This is a genomic window from Acidobacteriota bacterium, assembly GCA_021161905.1.
Taxonomy (GTDB): domain Bacteria; phylum Acidobacteriota; class B3-B38; order Guanabaribacteriales; family JAGGZT01; genus JAGGZT01.
In genome coordinates, this window is record JAGGZT010000044.1 from 1 (window position 1) to 20819 (window position 20819).

The 20819-nt window shown below is 47.5% G+C and carries 18 protein-coding genes; 7 read left to right on the top strand and 11 right to left on the bottom strand.

Annotated features, from left to right (window positions below):
• Positions 1 to 85 precede the first annotated feature (85 nt).
• Entirely contained in the window at positions 86 to 550 is a 465-nt protein-coding gene (locus tag J7L64_06040; GenBank protein ID MCD6451902.1) for an Hsp20/alpha crystallin family protein, read from the top strand.
• Between the two features lie 66 nt (positions 551 to 616).
• On the opposite strand, the gene J7L64_06045 is transcribed toward J7L64_06040, so the two are convergent.
• Genes J7L64_06045 through J7L64_06055 form a run of 3 tightly spaced genes read right to left on the bottom strand, consistent with a single transcriptional unit; the run spans position 617 to position 3536 of the window.
• Positions 617 to 1723, bottom strand: coding sequence for a DNA recombination protein RmuC (locus J7L64_06045; protein ID MCD6451903.1), 1107 nt, complete (start codon positions 1721 to 1723; stop codon positions 617 to 619).
• A complete protein-coding gene (locus tag J7L64_06050) occupies positions 1720 to 3006 on the bottom strand; it encodes a peptidase M64 (protein MCD6451904.1) in 1287 nt (428 codons plus the stop codon). The genes J7L64_06045 and J7L64_06050 overlap by 4 nt, the downstream gene beginning before the upstream one ends.
• A complete protein-coding gene (locus tag J7L64_06055; protein MCD6451905.1) occupies positions 3003 to 3536 on the bottom strand; it encodes a nitroreductase family protein in 534 nt (177 codons plus the stop codon). The genes J7L64_06050 and J7L64_06055 overlap by 4 nt, the downstream gene beginning before the upstream one ends.
• Before the next feature lie 173 nt (positions 3537 to 3709).
• On the opposite strand from J7L64_06055, the gene J7L64_06060 reads away from it, so the two are divergent.
• The 4 genes from J7L64_06060 (at position 3710) to J7L64_06075 (ending at position 7982) form a co-directional block, all read left to right on the top strand.
• Complete coding sequence (locus tag J7L64_06060) at positions 3710 to 4888, top strand: M24 family metallopeptidase (GenBank protein ID MCD6451906.1); 1179 nt, start codon at positions 3710 to 3712, stop codon at positions 4886 to 4888.
• A 16-nt stretch (positions 4889 to 4904) separates the two neighbouring features.
• On the top strand, positions 4905 to 6323 hold the full coding sequence (locus J7L64_06065) for a sodium:solute symporter family protein (GenBank protein MCD6451907.1): 1419 nt from the start codon (positions 4905 to 4907) through the stop codon (positions 6321 to 6323).
• A gap of 235 nt (positions 6324 to 6558) precedes the next feature.
• Positions 6559 to 7059, top strand: coding sequence for a hypothetical protein (locus J7L64_06070; GenBank protein ID MCD6451908.1), 501 nt, complete (start codon positions 6559 to 6561; stop codon positions 7057 to 7059).
• Positions 7056 to 7982 (top strand): tetratricopeptide repeat protein, encoded by a 927-nt coding sequence (locus tag J7L64_06075; GenBank protein MCD6451909.1) that lies wholly within the window; start codon positions 7056 to 7058, stop codon positions 7980 to 7982. The genes J7L64_06070 and J7L64_06075 overlap by 4 nt, the downstream gene beginning before the upstream one ends.
• A gap of 63 nt (positions 7983 to 8045) precedes the next feature.
• On the opposite strand, the gene J7L64_06080 is transcribed toward J7L64_06075, so the two are convergent.
• Entirely contained in the window at positions 8046 to 9284 is a 1239-nt protein-coding gene (locus J7L64_06080; protein MCD6451910.1) for a M20 family metallo-hydrolase, read from the bottom strand.
• Positions 9285 to 9417: 133 nt separating this feature from the next.
• On the opposite strand from J7L64_06080, the gene J7L64_06085 reads away from it, so the two are divergent.
• Together J7L64_06085 and J7L64_06090 are read left to right on the top strand one after the other, a co-directional pair.
• Complete coding sequence (locus J7L64_06085) at positions 9418 to 9759, top strand: cupin domain-containing protein (GenBank protein ID MCD6451911.1); 342 nt, start codon at positions 9418 to 9420, stop codon at positions 9757 to 9759.
• A gap of 13 nt (positions 9760 to 9772) precedes the next feature.
• Positions 9773 to 10738 carry a glycosyltransferase family 2 protein gene (locus tag J7L64_06090; protein MCD6451912.1) on the top strand — a complete coding sequence of 322 codons (966 nt, stop codon included), beginning with the start codon at positions 9773 to 9775 and terminating at the stop codon, positions 10736 to 10738.
• A 9-nt stretch (positions 10739 to 10747) separates the two neighbouring features.
• Here J7L64_06090 and J7L64_06095 read toward each other — a convergent pair whose 3' ends face one another.
• Genes J7L64_06095 through J7L64_06125 form a run of 7 tightly spaced genes read right to left on the bottom strand, consistent with a single transcriptional unit; the run spans position 10748 to position 20698 of the window.
• Positions 10748 to 11929 carry a tetratricopeptide repeat protein gene (locus J7L64_06095; GenBank protein ID MCD6451913.1) on the bottom strand — a complete coding sequence of 394 codons (1182 nt, stop codon included), beginning with the start codon at positions 11927 to 11929 and terminating at the stop codon, positions 10748 to 10750.
• Complete coding sequence (locus J7L64_06100) at positions 11913 to 12914, bottom strand: flippase-like domain-containing protein (protein ID MCD6451914.1); 1002 nt, start codon at positions 12912 to 12914, stop codon at positions 11913 to 11915. The genes J7L64_06095 and J7L64_06100 overlap by 17 nt, the downstream gene beginning before the upstream one ends.
• Positions 12896 to 14491, bottom strand: a complete 1596-nt coding sequence (locus J7L64_06105) for a glycosyltransferase family 39 protein (GenBank protein ID MCD6451915.1) — start codon at positions 14489 to 14491, stop codon at positions 12896 to 12898. The genes J7L64_06100 and J7L64_06105 overlap by 19 nt, the downstream gene beginning before the upstream one ends.
• A 29-nt stretch (positions 14492 to 14520) precedes the next feature.
• Positions 14521 to 17622: an efflux RND transporter permease subunit gene (locus J7L64_06110; protein MCD6451916.1), complete on the bottom strand. Its 3102-nt coding sequence runs from the start codon at positions 17620 to 17622 to the stop codon at positions 14521 to 14523.
• 21 nt (positions 17623 to 17643) lie between these two features.
• Positions 17644 to 18744, bottom strand: coding sequence for an efflux RND transporter periplasmic adaptor subunit (locus J7L64_06115; protein ID MCD6451917.1), 1101 nt, complete (start codon positions 18742 to 18744; stop codon positions 17644 to 17646).
• Positions 18741 to 20057 (bottom strand): TolC family protein, encoded by a 1317-nt coding sequence (locus J7L64_06120; protein ID MCD6451918.1) that lies wholly within the window; start codon positions 20055 to 20057, stop codon positions 18741 to 18743. Before J7L64_06120 ends, J7L64_06115 begins: the two co-directional genes overlap by 4 nt.
• Entirely contained in the window at positions 20057 to 20698 is a 642-nt protein-coding gene (locus J7L64_06125) for a TetR/AcrR family transcriptional regulator (GenBank protein MCD6451919.1), read from the bottom strand. The genes J7L64_06120 and J7L64_06125 overlap by 1 nt, the downstream gene beginning before the upstream one ends.
• Positions 20699 to 20819 lie beyond the last annotated feature (121 nt).

Sequence of the window (20819 nt, forward strand, 5' to 3'; positions counted from 1 at the left end):
CCAAACTACGGAGATGATTTGTGATATAATTAAACAAAAATCAATCTCTGTTATAGAAAATAAGATGATGAAAGGGAGGTTTTAGATGGCGATTATAAAAAAGAGACCTTCAACCTTCTCCCGGTTCTGGGCGGTTGAGCCCTTTGCTCGAGAAATAGAGCACATCTTTCAGGAAGTCTTTGGAAGAAGCTCAGTAAAAGAGGGGAAGCCTTACGAAATGTCTTGGGCTCCCCCTATCGAGGTAGCGGAAAAGAAAGATAAATACATTGTCCGCGCAGAACTTCCTGGAGTGGGAAAAGAGGATATCAAGATATCACTAAAGGAAAACACCTTAATCATACAAGGTGAAAGAAAGGTAGAAGAAGAGCACAAAGATGCCACCTTTTACTGTTGCGAGGTAAACTACGGAAGCTTCTACCGGGAGATAGAACTTCCCTTCCCGGTGAAAGAAGATAAGGTGGATGCGGAATTTAAAAACGGTATTCTTACCATAAACCTCCCCAAGGAGGAAAAACCGAAGGGAAAAACAATTCCCATCAAGGTGAAATAGGGACGGGTCTCCTTCAAAGTAGAAAACATCCCTTTCCTCAAAAGGAGGAAAGAAAGAAGGATGTTTTTATCTATCTGGCGGATTATCTTCCTCCTCCTCAATCCCGGGAAGGAGAGGCGTTTCCTCGGGAAGGGCGCCTGCCGTCTCTATTCCGGTTAAGCCGGTGGTGAATCTATCCTCGATCCTGGTAAGCCTCCGCGCTGCTTCGTCGTACTTGTTCTTGGAGTTGGTCAAATGGCGTCCCAATACATCGAACTCCTCCCGAAATCGAGATAACTCTCCCCGAAGCCGAGCGAGATGGGTAAGTATTTCCTTAGACTTCTTTTCTATCTCAAGCCCCTTTAAACCAAGAACTATTGTCTGGAGATAGGCGTAGAAGGTATTGGGGGAGACAGGGATCACCTTACGCTTCAAAGCGTAAGAGAAAACCCCTTCTCCCTTTCCCTCATCCTTTATTATGGTTTCATAATAGACATTCTCTGCTGGAATATACATCAAGGCGAATTCATAAGTTCCCTCGTCAGGAAGAATGTATTTGGACGATATAGAATCGATATGACGCTTCACATCGCGGAGGAACGCCTTTCTCGCCTCTTTCTTCTCCTCGTCAGTGGTGGACTCGATGATCCGGCGAAAGTTCTCCATAGGGAATTTAGAGTCGATAGGGACCATACCCTTGCCGATAAAAACCACTGCATCTACCTTTTCTCCATTCTTGAAGGTGTACTGTTCCTTGTAGTAATCCCGAGGGAGGATCTGAGAAAGAAGCTCACCCAAGAGAAACTCCCCCAACCCTCCGCGGAATTTCGGGGCGCGGAGCATCTTCTCCAGAGTGCTTATATTCTTGCCCACATCGTATATCTTCTCCGTCGCCTCGGTAAGGGCACCCATCCGCCGGCTAACATCTGCCAATACCTTGGTGGATTCATCAAGCCTGTTACCTACCTGACCGGTTATCTCCTTGAGCTCCCGGGAAACCGTGGTGGAAAGCTCGGTAAGGCTCTTCCCCATCTGCTCTCTTAAGCTATCGAGCTGTTGTTGAAGTAGAGAAAGCGCCTGGTACTCCTCACCTTTTCTTCCCCTGAGGAAGATGATTAAAAGGGAGATAAAAACAGCCCCGCCAATAGCGATCGCCACCAAATAAGAAAAGCCTAATCCGCTCTCCCCCATCATTCCTCACCACATTGAAACTTGATCATCCTTATTATCGCCGCTTTACATACGGGGCAGAAATCAGGAGCATTGGTACTTCTCATCCGGCAGAGATAATAGGGGCGATACATTCCATGCTTTAGATAACCCGCTCCTTCAAACAGCCCTACCATACCCTGATATTTCTTGTCGTTAGGGGTAGGAATGGGGATGCCAGGGGTCAAGAAACGCCGCCATTTAAGCTTAGTGGGATCGGTACAGATGGTGATGTTTGGCTCCCAGGGCTCAACATCGGTGCGATAAAAACCGGAATAAGTCTCAAGGTCATACTCATCAGCAAGCCCGGCAAAGGCGTGCCCCAATTCGTGAATGAACACACCAGGGGTAGTATCAGCAGCGAAGATGGAGTAAAAGTTGAAAATCCCCCCTCCACCATAACGCCTGGTGTTGACAAGAATCACTATCTGATCGTAGGGGGCATTAGAAGCGATATCCCGGATCGCCCGGTTCTCTGGGGAGGTCATATAGCGAGCTATACCGAAGGTATTGAAGGAACAACCGAGAACGGTATTATGAAAGATGCCCTTTCTCGGTTCATCAGGTCCCGATTCTGGGGAGATGACATCGATAGCACGGATGTTGAAATGATCACGATATTTATCGTAAGGAGAGGCAGAAAAAAGGTACTTGACAAACCGCTCTACATCATTATGGAACTTGGCGATCTCGGAGGCAGTGTAACCATCGCCCATAAAGAGAAGGTCGACCCGTTTATCGGTGGGACCTGTTATCGCAACATCCCAAACCCTAAACTGAGCATATCTGCGCTCCCGGTTTACATCAGCTGAGTTGGGATCGATCACCACCGAATAGCGATCTCTAAATCTATTCTTCTCATCTCTGGTGGCGATAACTAATCTGACCTTCCTTTTCGGATAAGGGAAGACCAAACTCTCATGAAAAGCACGGAGGACACCAGCTTGAGCCTCCTCGGTTCTCTGCCATTCATAAAAGAGGGTGGAGTAACCCCGAGAGTAGATGAGCTCACCACTTTTTAAATCGTAAACCTTGAAAAGATAGTTCCCGAGATTGGTGTCATCTATCAGATTCTTTTTGCTTCCTGCATAATATGGTTCCTCACGAACCTGATGGAGAAAGAAATACTCTGAGTTAGATGTGCCTCCATGATAGATATCAACCCGCATCGCCTTATTGAGAAAATATTGGTTGAATTTACTATCGCTTGGAAATGACGAAAAAGCGATTAAAAGGATAATCAAGCTTACAAATAATGTCTTCTTCATCCTTCAAACTCCCCCTTGTTTCCCCATTTCTCAAACATTACTATCTCAGAAAGAGGTTTCCTATTTTTTACTCCCCGAAGTCGCTTTGGATACCCAAGGGCAAGCAGTTCCACCACCCTTATCTCCGGGGGAATACCAAGAATCTCCTTTACCTGATCCTCATAAAAAGAACCGATCCAGCAAGTACCCAAACCTAAAGAAACAGCAGCGAGAGTCATATGGTCTATGGAGATAGCTACATCTATCGGATAGCAAAGTTGACCACATCGCATCACATGGTTATCGGTTTCGGCACAGCAGGCGATCACCACCGGCGCTTCAGCAACAAAATTCTGGTTGTTAGCCGCCCGCATCAACTTCCTTCGCGTTTCCTCATCCCGAACCACCACATAGCGCCACTCCTGCCGATTGCTCGCCGAGGGGGCAAGCCTTCCCGCCTCAAGGATCTTAATGATCTTTTCATCCTCTACTGGTTTTGGGAGATATTCCCGGACGCTTTCCCTCTTTTTAATCGCCTCAAAAACATCCATCTCTCCCTCCTTGTGGCTAAATACCTTTCTTAAGGTATCAGAAAAGCCTTTCCCCTGTCAATTAACGGGAAAATATGTTTTTTCTCGAAATGCTATTTATGCTATCATTTAGTTGTTCCGCCATTAATTTGTTTTTGAACGACCTCTTTAATCCAAATCTCAAGGAGGGGGCAATGGACCTCAACAAAATCCAAAAGGCAATTAGGGATAATGGAGTCGATGGTTGGCTCTTTTATGATTTTCATCATCGAGACCCATTAGCCTATCGCATCCTCGGGCTCGACCCAAAGAAGTTCGTCACCAGAAGATGGTATTATTTCATCCCTGCCTCTGGGGAACCAAAAAAATTGGTCCACAGCATAGAACGCTCGATGCTCGATTCTCTTCCAGGGGAGAAGAAGATCTACCTCCCTTGGGAGGAGCAACACCGGCTTCTTAAGGAGATCCTGGGAGATGCAAAACGGATCGCAATGCAATATTCACCTTTGAATAGCATCCCTTATATCTCCCTTGTGGATGCAGGAACAGTGGAGCTGGTGAAAAGCTTCGGCAAAGAGGTGGTCTCCTCGGCTGATCTGGTGCAACTTTTTGAAGCAGTGGTCTCACCTGAAGGGCTGAATAGCCATAGGGAGGCGGGCAGAAAAATCCATAAAATTATGGATGAAAGTTTTGCCGAGATCGGAAGATTGATACAAAAGGGCGAAGAATTCACTGAGGTCGACATCCAGGAGTTCATCTTGGAGAAGTTTAAGCAAGAGGGACTGACCTCTGACGGTGACAAACCAATAGTAGCGGTAAATGAACACGCAAGCGATCCACATTTCGAACCCACTCCGGAAAATACAGCGAAGATAAAGCAGGGGGATTTCGTGCTCCTCGATATCTGGGCACGCCTTAATAGAGATGACTCCATCTACTACGACATCACCTGGACCGGATATGTCGGAGAGGAAATACCAAAAAAGCAACAGGAGATATTTGAGATCGTGCGTGACGCAAGGGATCGGGCGGTTGAATTCGTAAAGGAGAAGATAGAAAAAAAAGAGGAGGTCAAAGGTTATGAGGTTGATATTGCCTGCCGTTCTTACATTGAGGAAAAAGGCTATGGGAAATACTTCACCCACAGAACTGGGCATTGCATTGGAAGGGAGGTTCATGGAAACGGGGTCAATATAGACAACCTCGAATGCAAGGATGAGCGTAAGCTTATGCCGGGGATAATCTTCTCGGTGGAGCCTGGTATCTATCTTCCTGAGTTCGGGGTCCGCTCTGAGATCGATGTCGCCATAACCCACGATATGAAGGTAGAGGTAACCGGACCAAAACAAGAAGAAATAGTAAAGATACTTTAAAATCAAGGAGGTCCCTATGCTTTACTACCTTTACTTTATCTTGGCTTACCTCGTAGTGCTGATCGGGATAAATATATGGCGAGCAAAGAAGGTAAAGACCCAGGAAGACTTCATGGTCGCTGGAAGAAAGCTCTCCCCGATGGTGATGGTTTTCACCCTTATCTGCACCTGGATCGGTTCTGGCACCTTCATCGCTGGCGCCGAATTCGCCTATAAGGCAGGGTGGTCTTCGCTCTGGTTACCCGCTGGTGCCTGGTTCGGGATCTTCATCATCTATTTCCTCTCAGGGAAGATTAGAAAGTTCGGGCAATATACCGTCGGAGATATCCTCGAAGTTAGATATAACCGTTGGGCTCGGCTCTTTGGAACCGTTGCCATCATCATCTCATTCACTGCTATCGTAAGCTATCAGTTTCGGGCGGGAGGTTATATCCTAAATATCGTCACTAACGACAAGATCTCAACCGCGGAAGGACAGTTGATAACCGCTGTTTTCGTAATCCTCTACACTGCTCTTGCTGGGATGCTCGCCGTGGCTTATACCGATCTTTCAAACGGCATCGTCATCCTCTCCGCTACTCTGCTTGCTTTGCCCTTCGTGTATAAGCTTGCTGGTGGCTGGAGTGGGATCGTTGCTAAACTTCCTCCGGAACACTTTACAGTGGTAAACGCTTCCTTCGGTGAACATCCCCTTTTAAAGGCATTAGGGTATTTCTTCTCCACTTTTATGCTTCTTTTGGGCGTTCAGAGTATGTATCAAAAATTCTATTCCGCTCGCGACGCTAAAGCAGCAAGGCAATCGGTCGTCCTCTGGATATTTGGTACCATTGTAGTGGAAACGGCGGTGGTGGCTTTAGCCATATTTGGTCACAGTATTTTCCCTAATCTGAAGAGACCGGATACGGTAATACTCGTAGTAGCAGCTAAGGCGGTACCCGCGATAATCGGGATATTACTCCTTGGAGCTGCTTGCGCTGTGGTTATATCTACCGGCAATAACTATCTCTTAAGCTCCACCACCACCGTGGTTCGAGATCTCTACCAACGGTTCATCAGCCCCAAAGCTTCACAGAAGAAGATCGTGTTATTGTCCAAACTGGTTGTTCTCGTTCTCGGCATATCAGCTCTCATCATCGCCGTTTATCTCTCCTCAGTACTTGAGATGGCTTATTTCGCTTACACCATTTATGGAGTAGCAATAACGCCAGCCTTGATAGCCGCTCTCGCCTGGAAACGCGCCAACACCGCTGGAGCAATAACTTCCATTGTATCAGGAACACTGATCGCCCTCGTCCTCAAGATACTCGGCGAACCCTACGGTATCCCTCTCATATTCCCTGCTCTTGGTGTTTCCCTGCTCTCACTAATCGTGGTTAGTCTTCTCACCTCTCCACCCTCTAAGGATAAACTTGCTCCATTCTTCGAGAACCTGTAGATGTAACTTGTTGAAGGTAAACACATTAATTGATGACTAAAATTTGGGCAAGAGGCTATAATTCAAAATCTAAATGCAAGTTAGGGGAAAGGCCGACTATTTTTCCACAGACTTTTCCACATATTTTGCGGAAATCGAGTTTGCCTCTTCCTCTTGACAGGTTGGGGTTGGTCAAATAGAATAAAACCAGCCCTGATGGTGAAAGGAAATGGATAAAAACAGAAGGAGAAAGGGGATGAAGGGTAAGATTAACTGGTTATTTCTAACTCTCTTTGCCATCGTTATTGCATCCTTCCTTCTTGCACAGGAAGAAGGGAATCTGGTGAAAGCCTGGGTCGATGAAAGCTGTCTTCTCAAAAAAGGAACCATAAAGGTTCCGGAGTTAAAGACCGCTACCTCCTTTAAGCTGGTAGAGCTCAACAACGGATACAACTATGTCGAGATCAAAAAGCTAAAGGAAGAAAAGAAAATAACCCCTGAGGAATGGAAGAAAAAGGCAAAGGAATTGATCAGTTCTTGGGCGGAGAAAGGATTGATAAAGCCTCCTTTGTGGAAAGGGTTCGGCATCGAAGATGCAAAAGGAAATGTGATCTATTGCTTCAAACAAAAAGGGGACGAGAAGCCAAAAGAGATGGGCGGACCCCTTGATAAACTTGTTCTCCCACAGGGGGAATACGCTATCTTCGTCTATGGAGGACCAGGAGCAAAGGTAGTCCTCTCTTACGAGATTAAATGAAGAAAGACCGCTCCCCTAAAAGAAAAGGGTTAGACCTCTCAAGATATAATGTGGGACGGGGGAGTGGTTTTGAAAGGGGAGAGAAGGGAGTAAGTTTTCTCCCCTGGCTCTCCTCGGAGAAAATCGCTCCATCACCAGGGGATAGGGTTATCGAAGGCGAGGAAGGAAAACCTTCCTCGCCTCGTCTCTTTAAGTTGGCGAAACCACCTATAGGATATGGTCCGCTCCTCGTTTTTGTCGTCATTTTCTTCATCCTGATAAACATATTCAATGTATTCCTCACCATAACCCTCTCCTTTATCATTGGCGCTCTCTTTTATTTCGGAAATAAGAAAAACCGCGCTCGGAGGCTGGCAGAGAAGGGCATCGAAGAAGCACTCTATGGAGATAAAGAGCTGGCGGTAGAGCTCTTTAAAAAAGCCCTTATCTTAGACCCAAAGAACTATCCCGTGCTTTATCTTACGGGATACACCCTGGCAACAGGAAAGAGGTTTACCGAAGCGATCCCATACCTCGAAAAGTTCCTCGATGTTAACTACGATTACGACACCGTACTCCTCCTCGCCCGTTCTTACCGGGAGGCGGGAAAAATAGACGAAGCAATAGAACTACTCGAAACGATCCCGGAAACAAGTGCTCGATACACTCAGGGGATCATCCTCCTTACAAAATCCTACTTAGAAAAGGGGGTCCTAGATAAAGCGGAAAAAGCGGCAGAAAGAGGGATAGAAAACATCCCCCTCAAAAGGAAAAAAGCGAGAACCGACTTAAGGATCCTCCTCGGAAAAATCTATGAAATGAAGGGTAAATTAAAAGAAGCCCTCGCTCAATATGAAGTTCTCCTTTTAGAAGAAAGCTCATCCACTCAGATCTCCCTCAAAATAGAAGAGATCAAGAAAAAACTGAAAAGCCAATCTATCTAAACAAGAGAGATAAAAAAACGCTTTCCCTTTACTCAGGGAAAGCATTTGATAGGCGATGCTTCTTTATTTCTGAAGCATTACATGGGCAAATACCTTGGCATCGCCCACCATATTCTCGATGATGCAGTACTCATTGGGCTGGTGAGCAGTCTCATCCATCCGTGCCCAGACAGCAGCGGGGAAACCTTTCATCCGGAAATAGGCGGCTACCGTGCCACCGCCTATGCCCATCGGCTTTGCTTCCTTATTGTAGACCGCGGAAACCGCCTTCTTCAGGGCAAGCACCACCGGGGCATCGCTTGGGGTCGGCTCAGGCGCCTGGATCGAATATTGACGCTCAAAACCTATCTTCACCTCGAACTCCTTCTCTACCTCCTTCGCCATCTCCCTTATCTTCGCCTCCACATCCTCCAGCTTATATTTAGGCATCACCCGGGAATCGAAGTAGAACACATCATCACCCGGAATGGTGTTCACATTGGGCACATTGGGCTCTTTCTTGGTGGGCTCGAAGGTGGAATAGGGAGGATCGAAGAGTGGGTCCTCATCGGGAAAGAGTTTGTAAAGGGAGTTTAGCTTTACGATGAGATGGGCAGCAGCCTTAAAGCTGTTTCTACCTTTATGGGGCATACTGGCGTGGGCTTGTTTTCCCTCGGTCCGGAACTTCAGCCAGAGAAGGGACTTCTCCGCCACCTCGATCATCGTTCCCTCCTCATTCCCACCATCGGGGACGATGATCAGATCGCTCTTCTTGAAATGGGGGCACTTTTCAAGGACATAGCCTATCCCTTTGGTATTCCCTGTTTCCTCATCGGAAACGATGACCAACCCTGTGTCGTATTCAGGGAGTATCCCCAGATCGCGGAAAGCCTTAATGGCGAAGAAGGAGGAGACCATCCCCTGCTGGTTGTCCTCAACCCCACGTCCGTAGATCTTTCCTCCCTCCACCTTTATCTTGAAGGGATCTGACTTCCATAAGGATAGCTCGCCAGGAGGAACAACATCCATATGGCTCATTATCCAGATGGTCCGCTCACTGCTTTTGCCCTTAACCTTGGCGACGATATTGGGACGGGTTCCTTCGGGAACAGAATCGTCAGGAGCGTTATACTCGTAAATCTCATCCACCTTAAGCTCGTTCTCGAGGAAGGAACGGATGAACTTCGCCTTCTTCCACTCCCCTTCTCCCCCGTTTTCTGGAGCCAAAGCGGGAATAGCGGTCAGCTCACCCTGGAGCTTTATCATCGCATCAACGGAAGCGTCTATCTTTTCCACTATTTTAGCAAAATCATTATTACCCATTTTCCCCTCCTTAATGTTTATTACAAATCGATTATATCCCTCCCGCTATCGCTAAGTCAACATTACTTCCATTATTTACAGGGAGCCGATTCTAACCTATAATGGAAAAAAATTGAGGTAGAAGGAGGTCAAAATGAAAGTGGAACATTACCGGAACATAAAGGCTGAAGAAGTAAAAGGTGAAGGGATATCCGGCGTTCACATCCGTTGGGTGATCACAAAGGAGGACGGGGCTCCGAACTTCGCGATGCGGGTATTCGAGGTCGCACCAGGTGGAAACACCCCGAGCCATCAACACCCCTGGGAGCATGAGGTCTTCGTCCTCAAGGGAAAGGGAAAAGCAGTGGGAAAGGATGGGGAAAAAGAAATAGGACCGGGCACGATCATCTTCGTCCCCCCGAACGAGCCCCATCAGTTCGTAAATGTAGGAGAGGAACCCCTCGAATTTATCTGCCTCATACCCCATCATAAATAATGAGGAAAAGAAGATGAGGAGTAAAACGGAAAAAAACCCCTTTCTTTCGGTGATTATCCCTCTTTATAACGAGGCGGAGAATGTTGCTCCCCTGATCGAGGAACTTAGGGAAACGCTACCGAGGCTCAATCTCTCCTTCGAGGTGATTGCAGTAGATGATGGGAGCAAAGACGAAACATTTGCTGAACTGAAGAAAGAGGCGGAAAAACATCCCTTCCTCAAGGTAATCCGTTTTACAAGAAACTACGGACAGACCGCTGCCCTTGACGCGGGGATGAAAAACGCAAAAGGTGAAGTGATAGTGGCGATGGATGGTGATCTCCAATACGATCCCGCTGATATCGCCCTTCTTATCGAGAAGTACCGAGAGGGATATCAACTTGTAAGTGGAATAAGGGAGAAAAGGAAGGATAAATGGCTCCTCCGCCGTCTTCCCTCATATATCGCTAACTGGCTCATCCGAAAGCTAACCGGGATAAGGCTTCACGATTTCGGCTGTACCCTGAAGCTCTACTCAAGAGAGGTAGTGGAAAGAATAAACCTATATGGCGAGATGCATCGGTTCATCCCCGTATTCGCCGCCACCGCTACCGATACGATTACCGAGGTTCCCGTCCACCATAAACCTCGAACCAGGGGAAAATCGAAATACGGCATAGACCGCACCCTTCGGGTGCTGGTCGATCTTCTCTTCTTACGCTTCTTTTCCCGGCATTTTACCAAGCCAATGCATTTCTTCGGAAAGGCGGGGCTCCTCTTCACTGGCCTCACGATTTTACTTCTTGGGATCTACTTCCCCCTCGTTTCCCTTAGAAAGGGAATAGTGATAGCCAACTTTGCCCTCGCCTTCTCCGTAGGTAGTTTTATCCTCGGCATAGCCCTCCCTTTCCTCGGAGTTCTTGCCGAGATCCTGATCCGGATTTACCACAAAGGGGAAAGTTATTATGTGATAAAGGAGAGGATCAACTTACCACAATGATAAAAGACCTTATAAATCATCTCCCGAAGGAGGCTCGAATTCGATATCCCCCAGATATCTCTCCCGGAATGGCTTTTTGAGATATCTCATCGCCTTCTTATGTGACTTCCTCCGATCGGGCAGTCTAACCACCTCTTGATAGTACCTTATCGCCTCCGCCCTTCTTCCAAGCATATCGAGACATCTTCCCACATCTAAGTAAGCATAGGGAAGAAGCCAGTCGGGTTTCTTCGCTTTCTTCTCGATGAATCCCTTCAAAATAGAGATTGCCTCTTCATACTTCCCTTCTTTTCTCAGGCACTCCGCGAGGAAGTAACGGGTGGTATTCAACCCTTCCTCGCTATAGATATCCTCCTTCTCCGCTTTCTCTATTATCTCTCGGTAGACCCTCTCCGCCCTCTCATATTCCCTGAACCTGCGGAGGGCATAAGCGAGGGCTCCATAATACATAAGGTTCCCCGGGTATTGCTCGTGCAACTCCTTGAGGAGAGGGTAAGCATTTATATAGTCCTTCTCATACCGCATCAAAAAGAGAGCGAGATAGAACTTCGCCTCGTTTCTGGTGTAGGTCCCCTTCTCCATCGCCAAACGAAGTCTCCTCTTCCCCCGTTCCTTACTCCCATAGAGGTGATAAAGCATCGCGCTTATTACTCGCACCATCCGAGAGCGGGTAGCCACGAAGTAATCACAGATCCCAAGGGCGGTATAGGCATCGTAAAAATCGGGATGCTTCTTTATCAACTTCTCAAGATAGTCCCTCCCTTTGAGCACCTTGCTTATCGCCTTTTTTGTATCTCCCTTCTTCCCCAAAAGCATCCCCTGCCGACTATAACTCACTCCAAGGACAAAGAGGGTGAGAGGATCGTCCTTTTTTCTCTTTAACAAAAGGAGGGACTTCGCGATTGTCTCTTTATTTGTCTCCATAAATCGCTTATAGAGGAGCTCATCGTCCTCCTTGTTCAACGCCATCAACCATAAAGCCTCGTTCTTGAAGAAAAGCCCCCGAAGGTCGTTAGGATGCTGAGCAAGATAAGAATCGATGAGGGCAAGTGCTTCTTCAAACTGAAAGTTATAGTAGAGATCATACGCTTTAGCAAGCTTTGCGGGAAGCTCTTCTCCCCCATAAAGAGAGGAGAAGGGAAGAAACAATGCCATCAATAAAAAGAGTGCCAAGTTAACCCTCTTCTTCACTTCCTTTACCTCCTTTCGGAAACAAGATATAAAACACAGCACCAGGAAGCGCAGATATGATAAGAACCAGGAGCCAAAGCACCGCTAAAGAAAGTCCCTCTTCAGGGGAAAGTCCCACCTGGGCAAAAAGGATCACATAGGCGGATTCCCTAATTCCTAAACCATTTACCGTTATTGGAAGAAAAGCGATCACCGCAGTAACAGGGATAATAACAAAAAAGTAACGGAGCGGAAGCTCGATCCCAAGGGCCTTCGCATTGATCACATTTATCGTCACCACCGCAAGCTGAAAGATAAAGGAACAAACCATTGCCCAAGCGAGTACTTTCTTCCGCTTAAGGAGAAAACCCAAAACCTGCCACATATCCTGAACCTTATCCGCCAAAGTAGTAAATCCACACCTTCGGAGAAGAGAGGAAGCTAAATTATAAAACCAGGGTTTTAGGAAGATAAAGAAGAGCACAATGAAGGTGACAAAGGTCAGGATGATAAAAATAGCTAAGGGATGACCGTTAAAATCAAGTGGAGTCATCAAGGAAGCGATAGTGGCGATGGCAAAAAGAGCGAAAAAGCCAGTGCTTCGCTCCATAAACACCGAGGAGGTGACATCAGGAAAATCATCGAGGGATGAGGCGAGATATATCCGAACCCCATCGCCGCCTATACTGGTAGGCATAAATAGGCTGAAGAACATCCCGATAAAATAGAACTTGACCAGTTGAAAGAAATCTCTCTTCTTCCCTAAAGAGGAAAGAAGGATCTTCCATTTATAGGTGCAAAGGATTTTCCCAAAGATGTAGACCAAGAGGGAAAGGGCTAAGAGTTTAATCTTGGTAAAGGAAAGAAGCTGGAAGGAGCTTCCTATATCTATCTTATAAAGGAGAAAGAGAATTATTCCACCGGTAATCCCCAACCTGAGGAGAAGAAGTCTCCTTTTACTTTGATTCCTTATCTTTTCTGATAGCTCTATAACGGAGAGCGCCATCGGTTCTTAACCTCCGTTAATGGGACAACCTTTTTCCAGTCAGCCTCGGTAGCTACCTTGAATACCCAGGCGACAGGATGGCCCTTTATCTTCACCGTATAAACCGGCCTCAGGAGCTGGGGAAGGAGACGGAAGTAGTGATCGTTTTCGAAATACCGTTCGCCCTGGTAAAGGATGATGTAGTACACCCTCCCTCTCTCAAGGGTTAAATCGAGGGAACAAAGTCTTAGGATGGAAAGATCAGGGCGGTTAAACCTTTTAAGATAATATCGGAGCGCGGTATTAGCATCGGAGATGACGAAGGCTCCCCGTTCCCCATTTCGAGCGATGTAAGAGACCGCTTCCCGAAACCCTGCCCCGTAGAGCTCGTCCTGGGGAAAGTAGTAGAGGGTCTTCCCCCTTCCCATTTGATTGAGATAGAGACGCTCGAAAGGAAGAGCCTTTGCCGAAACCAATAGAGGATGGAGCAATACCAATCCAAGAAGCACAGTGAGTACGGCGCGGAGGGCTTTTCCTCTCTCAAATATCCATTTAAGGAGGAAGAATGCGCCAGAAGCAGCTATTATGTAGAAAGAAGGGAGAAGTTCCAAAACATACCGGGTATACTTCCCTCCGGAGATAGAGAGAAGAAAGAGCCAGAGGAAGAACCAAAAGAGAACGAACAAAGCTCCCTCTTCTTTCCACCTTCGAAGAAGGTAAAAGAGGCCAAAGGCAAAGAAAAACAAAAGGGAAAGGGGAACCTTAACCCCAAGGAAAAGGAGGTAGAAATACCAGGGAACTCCGAAAAATGTATAGACCGGTTTCGAGTGATAGAGCTTTCCCATCATAAAATATCCACGATGGATGATCCTCTGATGAAGAAAGTAACCCTTGATATAGCTCAAGGTCGCTGGGTGGACGATAAACGGATTGGCGATCAGAAAAAAAATACCGGCGATAAGGAAAATAGAAAGCCAAGTTCTTCTTTCGATCAGCCAGCTTCCCCGGCGATAGAGGATATCGTAGTAGAAAAGGGGGATCCAGATATAGGGAATGAGGTATTTGGAGGCATAGGCGAGTCCAAAATAGGCACCGGCACGATGGTACTCAAAAACAGGGGAAATGTTTCTTCTTCCTCTAAGAAGGAAATAACAGGCAAGGGTGAAGAAGAAGACGATAAATGTATCCTCCTTTCCTACCCTGTTAAAGGAGATCGCCGATACTCCCACCGCAAAGAAGTATGCCGAGATGGTGCCGATCAAGGAGCCGAAGAGCTCCTCAGCAAGGAGATAGACGGGAATAACGGTGAGGGCTCCAAGAAAGGCGGTAGGAACCCTCACCAAAAACTCCGGAGAAAACACATCTCTACCGAGAAGGAAGTTCACCCTTTTCCCCGCCTCCAAGGAAGCATTTATAGCCGCTTTTAAAAGGAGAGGATGTTCGGCGTTGGCGGATAGGTTTCCTTTCTTGATCTGCTCAATTGCGATCACCTTCCTTGCTTCATCTTCAGATAACCCCAAGGTTCCGAGCTTATCCACCCTAAGGAAGAGAGCGAGGAGAAAGAGTGATAACAATATCCCTTTCCGCCAACGCCGCATAGCGCCATCCTCCAGGTCTTCTCTCCGCTTTACTCCACTTCCTCTTTAAGCGCCTTCTTCTTTCTCCGGGTCCAACCGTCAAAGAGATCGTAGAAAAGAGGAATTACAAATAAGGTGAGGAAAGTAGAGGCAAGAAGCCCTCCCATAATTGCCACCGCCATCGGAGATCTCATCTCCGCCCCTTGAGAACGTGAGAGCACCATTGGGAGCACCCCAAGAATGGTGGTAAAACTGGTGATAAGAATAGGACGAAGTCGCACCGAACACCCCTCAAGGATAGCCTCATGCCGAGATAATCCTCTCCTCCTCAACTGGTTCACATAGTCGATCATCACTATACCGTTGTTCACCGCTATACCAGCGAGCATTATCACTCCCATAAATGAAGGAAGGGAAAGGGTCTTTCCACTAATCAAAAGGAAGAATATTACCCCGATCAACGCCAGGGGGATAGTAAACATCACTACGAAGGGATGAACCAGCGATTCGAACTGAGCTGCCATAATCATATAAACGAGGAGAAGCGCGAGAACAAAGGCAATGGATAGATTGGTGATCATCTCCTTGAGCTGCTCGTATTGACCACCGTAGTCGATAAAGTAACCCTCAGGGAGGGTTATCTTGGAAACCCTCTTTATGATATCTCGCATCACACTATTGAGGTCGCGTCCCACCACATTGGCGGTAACGCTCACCTTCCGCTCCTGGTTCTCACGATCTATCTCCACCGGACCGTAGGTATAGTGAAAATCAGCTACCTGATCCAGGGTAAATTGGGTGCCAATTGGGGAAACGAGGACCAGGTTCTTGAGGTCCTCCACACTCTTCCGATACGGCTCAGCAAACCTCACCCTGACATCCGTCTCCTCTCCTCCTTTGCGGTATATAGTAGCCACCTTCCCCTGCATCGCGGTCTGCACCGTTTGAGCAACCATACCTACGCTCACCCCTAAATCTGCTGCTTTCTTTCGATCAACTATCACCTGAAGTTCTGGCTTCCCCCTCTTAAGGGTGATATCCACATCCCTGATACCGGGGATATCGGAGATCTCCTTCGCTACCCTATCCGCTACCCGCTTCAACACCCCTAAGTCCTTGCCGAAGACCTTCACCTCTATCGGGCTCTCCTGCGTCCCCATCATTAGGCTTGACATATCCACCATCGTCATCTTCGCCCCTTCGATCTTGGGGAGCTTTCTCCTTATCGCCTCCGCTATCTCCGTCGAGGTTCTTTTTCGATCTTCGCGATCGACAGTTCTGGCGAATATCTCTCCCTCATTCACGCCCGCAGGAGCAAATCCAAAAGCGGCATCACTCGTGCCTGCCTCAGAAACACCGACTACACTACCTACGGTAACCATCTCCTTCTGGTCGAGGAAGATATTCTCAATCTCCTTAACCACTTGGTCTGTACGGTCAAGTGAGATCCCTACAGGCAATTTGATCCTCAGCAACAAGAGGGGGGTATCCTGTTGAGGCATAAATTCAGCGCCGACAAAGGGACCCAACCCAATAGCAAGGACAAAGAGAGCAAACACCCCCAAAAGCACCTTCTTCCTATTGCGAAGAGCTCTATCCAGTGCTCTTTTATACCTATCCCGTAGCTCAAAGAAGAAGTTTTCAATCCTCCTCTGGAAATTGCTTCCAACGCCTCCACGAGCAGTAATAATGATCTGGGACGCCATCATTGGGATAATGGTAAGCGCAACGAAGAGGGAGGCAAAAAGGGCGAAAGCGATGGTTAAGGCAAGGCTCCGGGAGAGCCTACCCGCAATCCCGCTGGTATAAACGAGAGGAAGAAAGACAGCTATGGTGGTTAAAGTAGAAGCGGTTATCGCCATTCCCACCTGAGAGGCACCCACTATTGACGCTTCCTTCCTCCTCTTTCCCTCCTCCATATTTCGGTAGATGCTCTCTATCACCACCACCGCATTGTCCACTAACATTCCAGCACCGAGAGCTAATCCACCGAGGGTCATAATATTCAGGGTGTACCCGGCGAAGTAGATAGCAATGAAGGTAACGATAATGGAAAGAGGAATCGCAAATCCAATGATAAGGGTGGGACGCCAGCTTCCGAGGAAGAGAAACATTATGACCACCGCCAATATAGCTCCGGTTATCCCGTTGCTTAAGGTGTAAGCCAATGTCCTTTTTACCACCCGCGCCATCCTCATAACTGGATGAAACTCCACTTCGTAGGGTATCTGTTTACTGATCTTCTTCAGCTCCTTTTCTACCCGATCGGATACCTTGACAATGTTGGCACCAGATTCCTTCATTACCGCCATAAACACCGACTCCTGGCGATTCATCCGCACAACACCCCGAGATTCCTTATAGGTATTCTCGACCTTGGCAATATCCTTAAGATACACTGGGGATTTCTTGTTGTAGGCAACTATTATATTCCTTATCTCGTCGAGGTTTTTAAACTCCCCCACCGTTCTAATAAGGACTTCCCTATCGCCTTCCACCAAATGCCCTGCTGGAGAATTCAGGTTTTCCATCGCAAGAGCCCTTACCACATTGGAAAGGGGTATCCTCCGTGCTTGAAGTGCGTTCCGATCTATGCTTATCCTTATCTCCCGCTCCTTTCCCCCCAGAACCATCACTGAAGCCACTCCATCAAGCCGTTCCAACCGTGGCTTCACCGTATCCTCAATGTATTTCCTTAACTTAAGAGGGGGAAGGTTTCCGGTAATACCGTAAGCCAGAATAGGCGTTTGGGAGACATCAAACTTGAGAACAAGCGGTTCCTTTATATCCTCCGGGAGAAAGTCGCGGATCAACCCTATATTGTCCCTGATGTCCTGAGCAGCAAAATCGAGGTTGGTACCCCATTCAAACTCAACCATCACTATCGACATCCCTTCCCGGGACATCGACTTCACTGACTTGACCCCCTTTACTATGCTAACCGCTTCCTCAATCGGCTTGGTTACCAGCGTCTCCATATCCGCAGGAGCAACCCCACTATAGCTCGTTACTACCGAGACGATGGGATAGGTGATATCGGGAAGCATATCGAGACCGAGACGAGAAAGCGAAATAGCCCCCAATACCACCACCACCAAGATCATCATCAATACGGTTACCGGTCTTTTAACCGAGAATTCCGGGATATTCATCGCCAACTTCCCTCCTGCTGATTATTGTCCTTCAACTATCGCCACCGCTCTCCCATCGGAGAGCCCTTCATAACCCGAAACAACCACCAGATCCCCTTCCTTAACCCCGCTCGTCACCTCAACCGAACTATTAGCCCTGTCACCCAAAACCACCTCCCGTTTTACCGCCTTCCCATCTTCCACCACAAAGAGATAGTGCTTACCACCCTCCTCTTTCACCACCACCTGCGGTACCACATAAACCCCATCCTTCTCCCAGAAGATCAGCTCGACCGAGGCGAAGAATCCCGGTTTCAACCGATACCCGGGATTGGGAATAAGCGCCTCCACTTTAAAGGCACGGCTTATAGGATCAACGCTTGGGTTTACCACACTTACTCTTCCCGTAAAACTCTCCTTGGGGAAGGCATCTACCTTTATCACCACCTTCTGCCCCACCTTAGCTTTTCCGGCATATTTTTCGGGCAGGGAGAAGGTTATCTTTATCGGGTCCGCTGCCACTATCCGGAATATCGGCGTCCCCCGCATCGTCATATAGTACTCACCGGGCTCTATCCCCCGGTAGTCGACAACACCCGATATCGGTGCCCTCACCACGGTATCAGAGAGGTACTGTTTAGCCAAAGCGAGAGCCGCTTTTGCTCCCTCGAGTTGAGCCTTCGCCATCTCATAGCGAGCCTTAAAACTATCGTAGATCCCTTGAGGAATAGCCTTCTCCTTGAAGAGCTCCTCCTTTCTCTTTAGCTCCAGCTTGGCGTTTTCGAAATTTGCCTTCGCCTGGGCGAGCGCCGCTTCCGCTTGCCTTACCTGGATCCTGAAATCTTCATCATTGAACCGAGCAAGGACATCGCCCTTCTTCACTATATCCCCTTCCTTGACCAACACCTCTTTGATAATCCCCGAGATCTTGGGGCTGATGGCAGATTTCTCGCTCCCCTCAAGGGAACCTGTCGAGGAGATGGAATCAACCAGCTTCCCCCGGGTAAGGGAAACCACTTTCACTGGTACCGGAATAGCCTCACCTCCCTTCAGGGAGGCGTTATTGTCCTTACTACAACTCAGAAAGAAGATCGAGAACACCAGCAGGAATAACGCCCCTATGGTTAACTTAGACTTCTTCATTTATCATCCTCCTTAAAGATAAATTCGGACGCAAAGGTTCCGATGCTTTTCTCAAGATTTTGAATAGCTAAATACCTATCATACTTGAGACTTGCAAGCGCTTTCTGGGCGCTATCATAGGCGATAAGCGCCTGTGATAACTCCAAGCTTGTCGCCTCACCTACGGCGAAGAAACGGGAAACGAGTTCATAGTTCTTCTTAGCAAGTTCCACCTGCTTCCTCAAGGTTTCCAAAGCAGCAGTTACCGTCTTAAGATTAAGGTAAGCTTGATTGATCTGGAGCTTTATCTCCTTTATTAACTTGTCCCTATTTATAAGCGCCTGCTGCTCCTTGGACTTCGCCTCCTTGAGCTCGGCAAAGCCAACCCCACCATCAAATATGGGGAGGCTGAAAGAAAGGGAGATACTCGCATACTGTTTAGCGGGAAAGTTGGCGCTCTGCCTCAAAAGCATTGCCTGGGCAGAAACGGAGGGAAGAAATCTGCCCCGAGCTTTAGCCAACTCCTCCCTCGCCACCTTGAGCTCGAGTTCGTTCATCCTCATCTCTATCCTCTCCCTGAGCCCCTTGGTGATAAGATCGTCAAAACTGCCTTGTGGAGGTTTCGGCTCCCTCGGCTCTGCGAGTTTAAAATCTCCCTTTATCCCAGTAAGAAGGCGGAACCTCTCCTTCGCTATCTCAAGCTCATTCTCTCGCTGAACCAGCTCCCGCTCCGCATTCTTTAAGGACATTTCCGCTTGAAGAACAGCGGTAACCGTAACCTCTCCCACTTTATATCGGGCGCGAGCTATCTTGAGTTCATGGCGGGCGAGTTCCAGCGTCTTCCGCGTTATCTCAAGGTTTTGCTGCGCCTTTATCACTTGATAATAGGCAGCAGTAACCCCGAGGAGCACATTCTGCTTGGCGAGAGCAACAGAGTTTTTAGCCAGTTCCTTCGAGAGCTTCGCCTGCTTGTATATCCCGATGTTCCTTCCTCCGCTGTAGATCGGCTGAATTAGGGTGAGGGTGAGATTGTAGGCGTTCTGGGGAAATATATTGATCGCCATCCCTCCCATATTGAAGGTTACCTGGCGATCATAGTGGGTAGCTTGATAGTTAAAAATAAGCTTGGGAAGAAGAAGAGCCGCCGCTTTCTTAACGGTACTATCCGACTGTTTCAAGGACTCCGTTGCCAGTTTTAGATCATCGTTCCTTTTGAGAGTTATTCGATAAACATCATCTAAGCTGTAGGTTGGTACTTCGTCAGAATAAGCGGAAAGGGTAAAAAACACTATAAGAAACACCGAGGCAAACAGTAAAAACCTCTTTGTGAGCATTATTCCATCTCCTTTCTTCCTACTCCATTTATAAAGGCTTGATAAATCAACTCTATATCCTCAGATATTGGTCTCACCTCTTTATCATTCATCCGACAAATAAGGACGCCCTCTATAATCTTGGTCAACACCGTCCCCAACCTGGTAGGGGGAACATCTACCAATTTCCCCTCCTTAACGCCATCCTCTAATATCTTTCCCACCAGGGCATAGACCTCAATAGGACGGCGCATCAACTTCTTTATCTCCCCCTCCATACTCTCGATATGAACCTTCCCACTGATGTTCTGAAGCACCCTAAAAAAAGGCCTGTTCTGCTCAAAATAATTCATTGTCTCGCTGATCCAAAGTTTTACCTTCTCAAGCGGGGACACATCCGCCTTCAAAACCCGCTCCGCCATCTCATAAACGGTGTTTATTATCTCAGCTATCGCCTGGATGAGAAGATCGCCTTTGCTCTTGAAGTAAAGATAAAGGGTACCCTTTGAAATACCGGCTCGCTCAGCGATTTTGTCCATCGTCGTATCCTCGAACCCGCTCTCCGCAAAAACCTCACGCGCTGCTCGAAGTATTTCCCGGCGACGAAATCGCTGAATTATCTCCTTTTTGGTTAATCTCTCTTCACCGTTTTTATTTGCCATAGTCACCTCTTTTTGACTGACTGTTCAGTCAAAAAAACGACTATTCAATTGTAAATATTTAAACTCAAAAAAGAAAAAAGTCAAGAGGAAAAAATCTTTTTCCTTCTCAGAAAATCGGGGG